5 protein-coding genes are annotated in these 6,915 nt (G+C 49.7%); 1 reads left to right on the forward strand and 4 read right to left on the reverse strand.

All coding sequences use genetic code 11. The features are described from left to right. Positions 1-110: 110 nt before the first annotated feature. From C8R21_RS06755 to C8R21_RS06765, 3 genes are all read right to left on the reverse strand, one after another. The gene (locus tag C8R21_RS06755) at positions 111-1,214 is read right to left on the reverse strand and encodes a 5-methyltetrahydropteroyltriglutamate--homocysteine methyltransferase (RefSeq protein ID WP_258192292.1); all 1,104 of its coding nucleotides are present in this window, start codon (positions 1,212-1,214) and stop codon (positions 111-113) included. A gap of 348 nt (positions 1,215-1,562) precedes the next feature. Then, positions 1,563-3,377: a hybrid sensor histidine kinase/response regulator gene (locus tag C8R21_RS06760; RefSeq protein WP_107762020.1), complete on the reverse strand. Its 1,815-nt coding sequence runs from the start codon at positions 3,375-3,377 to the stop codon at positions 1,563-1,565. A gap of 339 nt (positions 3,378-3,716) precedes the next feature. After that, positions 3,717-5,840, reverse strand: coding sequence for a PAS domain-containing hybrid sensor histidine kinase/response regulator (locus tag C8R21_RS06765; RefSeq protein WP_258192293.1), 2,124 nt, complete (start codon positions 5,838-5,840; stop codon positions 3,717-3,719). Positions 5,841-6,287: 447 nt separating this feature from the next. Here C8R21_RS06765 and C8R21_RS06770 point away from each other — a divergent pair, with 447 nt between their 5' ends. After that, a complete protein-coding gene (locus tag C8R21_RS06770; RefSeq protein ID WP_181258871.1) occupies positions 6,288-6,761 on the forward strand; it encodes a hypothetical protein in 474 nt (157 codons plus the stop codon). A gap of 48 nt (positions 6,762-6,809) precedes the next feature. Here C8R21_RS06770 and C8R21_RS16655 read toward each other — a convergent pair. Next, positions 6,810-6,915 (reverse strand): integrase core domain-containing protein (locus tag C8R21_RS16655; RefSeq protein ID WP_146162448.1); only part of this gene is annotated, 106 nt, incomplete at its 5' end.

Genomic DNA, 6,915 nt, shown 5'->3' on the forward strand with positions numbered 1-6,915 from the left:
ATTAAGCTTGATTAATGAGAGAGGGTGGCACCAGGAGGTTAAGCCCGGTGCCAAAATCAACATATTTAATGGCAGGATCTAGCCTAATACATGCTCTTCGAGAATCTATTTCAAGACGTGCAGGATTGTGCAATTCCACCGAGTATGCTGGATGCAAGTATCGTACCTTGCACTCTTGCTGCAATTTTCGCAAATGCTGTCTCCCTGGTGGTAGAGATATCATCACAAAAAGGTGAAAAACCGCAATCGTCAGTTGTTCCTAGCTGCTCAACCGGTATGAACTCCGCTGCTTCCACGATAAGGTCACAGATGTGTTCGGGCCTCTCCACCTCCGGGTTAATTGGGGAAGTTACTCCAATAAAAATTTTTTGATCCGGCTTTAGATGGGCCCGAATCATATTAAGGATACGTAGACGGTCTTTCTCACCAGAAAAGGCTATATAAAAGTTTTTTGCCTTCAACTGAAACAACTTTGGCAAGAGTTGAGAATAGTCGATATCGGCACTGTGCGTAGAATCGCGGTCGCCTCCAGGACATGTGTGCACGCCTATTCTGGAAAGCTCATCTGAATTAAATCGGGATAGCGCCATATTATTAAGATCAATAAAACTGTCCAGAAGTCTTCCTGTGGGATCAATTTTCAGTGCCAGTCGCCCCTCAGTAAAATCGATCTGGACTTTGTGCGCACCTTTATGGAGGCAGCGTCGCACCTCGGTTTCGTGTTCATTCAATAAATCCTCGATAAACTGATCCCGGGAGTATCCCTCAATTTCTTGGGCGGGGTACATTAAACTTAATGCAGAAGGGGAAATAACAGCCTGTTTTACAGGTAGATTTGTGTAACGCATAGCTGTTTCGAGATAATAATCTGCATATATGCGATACCGGAATGGTCCTTTTTTCAACATCGGCATCCTTCGACTATGTCCCGCGGAGAAGGGGATAACAAAGCCTTCCGGCGTCGTATTTTCCAGTCCATCGACGCAATACGTCCAAAAGTTGTGATATTTACGCTGTTCGCCATCGGTTATAACAGGGGAACCCGTCGCTTCAAATCCTCTGATAGTTTCTATTATTGCTGCTTCATATAGGTGATCAAGTGCGGAATCCATCCCCGGGTGCCAATCCTTGCTCTCAATGGTCCGGATGAGCTCGAGAGGGCGGGGGATGCTTCCGATCGGCTCGGTCGGTATTGTCAACATGATATATTTCAAGTCCCGTTATAGCTGTGTTTTTCAAAAATCCATTAAATTGAGTTTTTCTGACTCCTTCTGGCTTTACGCTGGCGCGCGAAGCCTGAAGTTATGCCATACACTTATTATTATTTGGGGTTCTGGCGTATTTTTCAAGTCCCCGCAGACCTGGAGATTGAGCTATATACGATAGGGGATTAGGCAGAAAAGCGCCTGGGAATGTCAGGAAATGCGGAGAAGAGTCAATGGGAGAAGAGTCCGTTCAAGCGGCGTAAACGGAATTACGTCCCCCTTGGTGATAAAGGAGAGAATTCTTTCTTATATAGAAGCAAAAAAACTTATTGAGCTTCCACTTCCATGAGAGATGCGTTATGAGAGGGATTGGCCTGGCACGAGGGCTGTGACAGCTGCAATCAATTTGAGCGTGTCCAGGGGCTTGATGATATGTTTCTGGTAGCCTGCAATCAGCGCTTTTGTCCGGTCTTCGGGACGTGCAAAGCCGGTAAGCGCAATTGCTGGTGTGGATGAGCCGGCATTTTTTGGCATGCTTCTTACTTCCCGGATAAACTGATATCCATTTTTGCCTGGCATGCTGATATCGCAAATTATCACATCCGGTCTCTTTGCTTTTAGAATTTCCAGGCCTTCTGCGGCGCCCCCCGCAATGATTACTGTGCCACCTTGCTTTGTAAGGGCCTTTTTCGCAAATTCAAGAGAATCTCTCTCATCGTCGATGACCAGAAGTGTGAGGCCAGTGAGCGGGAGGGGTGTGTCGTCACGCTCTAATAGAATACCGGTTTGATTCTCGATTCCAGTCCCAGTATCGCGATGCTGAATCAAAGGAAGGCTGACAGTAAAAACTGAACCTTTACCTTCTCCGTCGCTTTCGGCAATCACGGTGCCTCTGTGAAGCAAGACCAGTTCCTTCACAATGGCAAGTCCCAGACCGAGCCCGATCTGTTGCCGACTGGCAGGAGAATCAGCCTGCCGGAAGCGATCAAAAACGTGGGGCAGAAACTCTCGTTTGATGCCGATTCCCGAATCCTTTACCTTTACTTCAGCGCGAGAACCCACCCTCTGAACATGGATTTCTACTTCCCCTTCCTCCGGGGTAAATTTTATGGCATTAGACAATAAATTCCACAGGACTTGCTGAAATCGGTTTTGGTCGGCCAGGACAACTCCTACCTCAGAATCGATTATTTTTCGTAGCCGAACTTTTTTTGCCTCCGCCACTGGCGCCGCCGAGTCTACAACGACTTCTGTAAGACTTGAAAGATCAATTCTCAGCAGTTCCAAGGTAACCTTTCCGGCATTGATCCTGCTCATTTCGAAAAGATCCTCGATAAGCTTGTTTTGGATCCTAGCGTTTCGCTCGATGGTCTCAATTCCTTTACGAACACTCTCGCTATTCATTGTTCCCTGTAAAATAAGCTGGGACCACCCGAGAATGGCATTGAGCGGGTTCCTCAATTCATGTGACAGCATTGCGAAAAACTCATCTTTGGAGTGATTGACTCGCTCCGCGTCTTTACGCGTTTCCCGCTCTTTTGCAAGAGAGCGCTCCAGTTCTTCGGTTTTCATCTTTGTTTCGTGGATGTCCATACAATATCCTGTCCACATCCAGATCCTGCCGACAGCATCACGAATCGGTACGACGTAGGATGAGTGCCAGCGATAGCTGCCCGTTACGTGTCTGAGCCGACTTTCTACCGAGAATGGCTCGCCGGTTCGTAGGGATTGCTTCCACCGTTTTAAATTCTCTTCTCTGTCCTCGGTGTGAATAAGATCAACCCATGCCCAGCCTACCAACTTCCCCAGGCCAACCCCCGCATATTCGAACCAGCTCTCGTTAAAGTAATCCTTGGTGCCATCTACCCGCGCAGTGAATATTTTTAGAGGAGTTTTTTCAGCGACAACGCACGTCCGACATGCGGCTTTCCGCTTGTATGCTTCCTGGTATAGGTGTACAGGCATTTTCCTGAACTCCAACCTCTCCTTTTCGATGGTACTTGTAGCACGAAGAATGGTGAGCGAATGATCCAATTGTCTAGTTTTATCTTGCAAATCTAATTTTGCTTGTTCAAGAACTCGCTCGGCCTGGAGACGAGCTCTCAGAATTGTCTGAGCAGTTTGCAAAGCAACCGAGCGCAGCAAAGCGTCTTCATTATCTTTTTTTAACATCGGCTATCCTTTCCTAGAGATGCTGATCGCACTACGATCGGGAATCGCTAAAGAAGCTACAGGCCCCGGCTTCGAGGTACGGCGGCGGGAGATTGAACAGAACGGGTGTAACGGTTCAAGCGAAATGAAATGGGGTGCAATGCTACTGAGCAAAGAGGAAGCTGTTGCAGACTGTTCTTGCAATGCAGGCAGATTCAGTTGCATAACATGTACTGTACCACGTCAAGCGGGCAAACGTGAAAATACTGTAGAAGTCGCCACGCCGATATAATCGGAGTTGGTCTGGGATATTAGACCCAGAGCCATATCCCTTCCGCGTCAACTCGCATGACTAAGTATTTATTTACCCTCCCCGCTAGCTACTCGCTGTTTTGCTCGCGCCATCAGACTTCCGATGGAAGCGATCAGTTCTTTTGATTCCACAGGTTTGGAGAGGTGCACTTGATAACCCGCCATCCTTGCACGGGCACGATCTTCCGAATGCGCAAACGCGCTCAGTGCAATCGCCGGTGTCTCCCCTCCTTGGATTGCGGGAAGCTTTCTCACTTCGCGAATAAACTGGTAGCCGTCTTTTCCCGGCATGCCGATATCGCTGATCATCACATCCGGCATCTGGCTCTTCAGTATCAACAGTCCTTCCATGGCGTTTGCTGCGGTGATGATCTCAGCCTGGTGCTGCGCGAGCACCTTATGGATGAGCTCACGCGCGTCCCGATCGTCGTCAATGACGAGAATCCTCATGCCGGAGAGGAGGGAACTGCCATCCCTCTTGGGGGAAAGTGTGGCGGCAGGCAGCTGTTGTTTCTCTTTGTCGTCCTCGACCGGGGCAAGCGGCAACGTGACGATAAATGAGGCTCCGTGACCTTCTCCCTCGCTCTCTGCGCGAACTGTTCCGCCATGCAGTTCCACAAGCTGCTTCACGATGGCCAGTCCCAAGCCCAGACCTCCATGATTTCGCGTGATGGAAGAGTCAGCCTGCCGAAAACGATCAAAAACGTAAGCAAGGAATTCGGTTTTGATACCCACTCCGGAATCTTTTACGGTAATCTCAAGCTGCGACGCGGCAGGTTGTACGGTAACCTCTATAGTGCCGCCTTTAGGCGTAAATTTGACAGCATTGGAAAGAAGGTTCCAGATTATCTGCTGAAGACGATGGTTGTCACCTAGAACTCGTCCTGCAGTGGCATCGATCGTTTCTCGGATACATATTCCTTTAGCTTCGGCTGCGGGTGCAACGGATTCGACTGCTGCTTCGATTATTGCACCTAGGTCCAGTTCCTGTACATCCAATCGAATCTTGCCAGAGATGATGCTACTCATTTCGAGAAGATCTTCGATAAGCTTGTTCTGTGCCCGCGCGTTTCGCTCGATGGCCTCCAGACCACGCTGAATGTCTTCCTTTTTCATTGTTCCCTGCAAGATGAGCTGCGACCACCCGAGGATGGCATTAAGCGGTGTTCTGAGTTCGTGGGACAGAGTTGCAAGGAAATCATCCTTGATGCGGTTCGCGCGCTCAGCTTCGCTTCGTGCAATCCGTTCGTTTTCAAGAAGCTGTTTCTTTTCGTCGTTCGCGCGCTTAAGCGTATCGATATCCGTGTTTGAACCGACCCACATGGATATATACCCTTTTGCATCGCGCCGAGCCTGTGCCTGAAGCAGGTGCCAGCGATAAGCGCCATTTGCCTGGCGGAAACGGCATTCCATGTGGAGGGGCTCGCCGGTGTTGAGCGAGTGTTGCCAGCGCTGCACGCCCTCCGCCACGTCGTCAGCATGGATGAGCTTGGTCCATTCCCAGCCCTGCATTTTCTCAGGGGCAAGACCGGTATAATCCTTCCATTGCTGATTGAAATAATCCACCGCCCCATCCGCTCGCGCAGTAAATATTTTCTGCGGCATAGCCTCAGCCATGAAGCGCAAACGCTCGGTACTTTCCTGCAGCGCTTCTTCGGCATGCTTGCGCGCCGTGATATCTCTAAAGCTCCATACACGGCCTACGCATAAACCCTCCAAATACTGAATCTTGGAAAACCGTTCAAACATCCTGCCATCGGTCAGTTCCAGCAAATCATAGGTTTCCGCAGGCCAGGTTGCGTATATTTCTTCTATTCTTTCAAAGTATTGCTTCGGGTCCGCCAAGTACCTGCAGCTGAGCTTCTGCAGTTGCCTGTGCTGACGCACTTCAACGAGATCAGGGAGTTGAATCTGCCACATCTGCAGATACCGTTCGTTGTAGCGAAGCATATGGCCATACTCATCGGTAACCAGAATTCCATCGGCAGTGGATTCTATGGTTGCTCGCAGGATAGATAGCGATTCATCAAGCTGCTTCGTCTTGTCCTCAAGGGCCCTTTTAACCTGCTGGAGCTCATGCTCGACCCGTTGGCCGGCCTGCAGTACGGCGTTTGTATGCAAGGCAACTGAGTGCGGCAGGTTTTCATCATTATTATCCATTATCTGTTTCATTCCCCTTTATGAGGTTTGTCCAAGCCAGGGGCTTTACAGCAAGCGGTAATCACCGGCAGCAGACACACGTGTAAACTGTTCTGTTCAAGAGTTTTGACATTCATATATAGAGGAGGTTTTACTTATTGGGTCTCTGCAAACTCGAGACTGCCTCTGGCAGCCGGCCGTCATGGGTGATTCAAACAGGACTTGAGGGAGACTCTGCCTTGTTGATGTCGTGGTTGTGCGGCAGCAAGGAGGGGAAATGTGTTCCTTGTGTCTGGGGCGAGAATTGGAGCATTTTAGCGGGCATCCGCATTAGAGCGGAGGTCTCCAGAGCATATTGAAGTCAGTCGGAGTCGGAAATTTGGAGAGCTTCGTTCAGGTTCCGGAGCATGAGTTATGCTAGGCTTTGAACAGTATTCTCTGCAATGCGTAATATCAATATTGTGTCAGAAAGAGGAAGGGATGAACGAGCGGGAAACCACAAACTCAGCGGAACTGCCCGAGTGGCTTCGAGGGAGCGAAATGGGTGAACTTATTTTTGCCTATGATTGGATCGATTCGGGTCTTGGACCTATATCGGCATGGTCGCCTGCTCTTCAATTCACAGTCAGCATGATGTTGCTGATGCCTTCGGCTGTCCTGTTACTGTGGGGACCGAAACTGATACAGATCTATAACGATAGTTATCGCAATCTGATGGCTGCCAAACATCCGGATGGATTGGGACAACCCGTTTCGGAGTGTTGGCCGGAGGTATGGCATTTTCTTGCGCCCATCTGTGAGGGGGTGATGGAGCGGTGCGAGTCCTTCAGCTTTGATGATCAACCGCTCATCATTAATCGAACCGGAAATCCTGAAGAGGCTTTTTTCAAACTCACCTACAGTCCCATCCCCGATATCAAGGACAGCTTTTCCAGGGGTACCTCCCCGGATTGATCCGCTTGGGTTTCCAGGACCATTCCGAGAGTTAGTTTTCGGCGTTGGTTAAGCTGGGACGGGACTTGGAAGCCCCGCCCGGCGTACAAATTCAGCCGGCGACAGGTCATTGAGAGTCGAGTGAGGCCGACTCTCGTTGTAGTCCCGCCGCCAG

It is taken from the genome of Nitrosospira multiformis (assembly GCF_003050865.1).
In the GTDB taxonomy this organism is placed as follows: Bacteria; Pseudomonadota; Gammaproteobacteria; order Burkholderiales; family Nitrosomonadaceae; genus Nitrosospira; species Nitrosospira multiformis_E.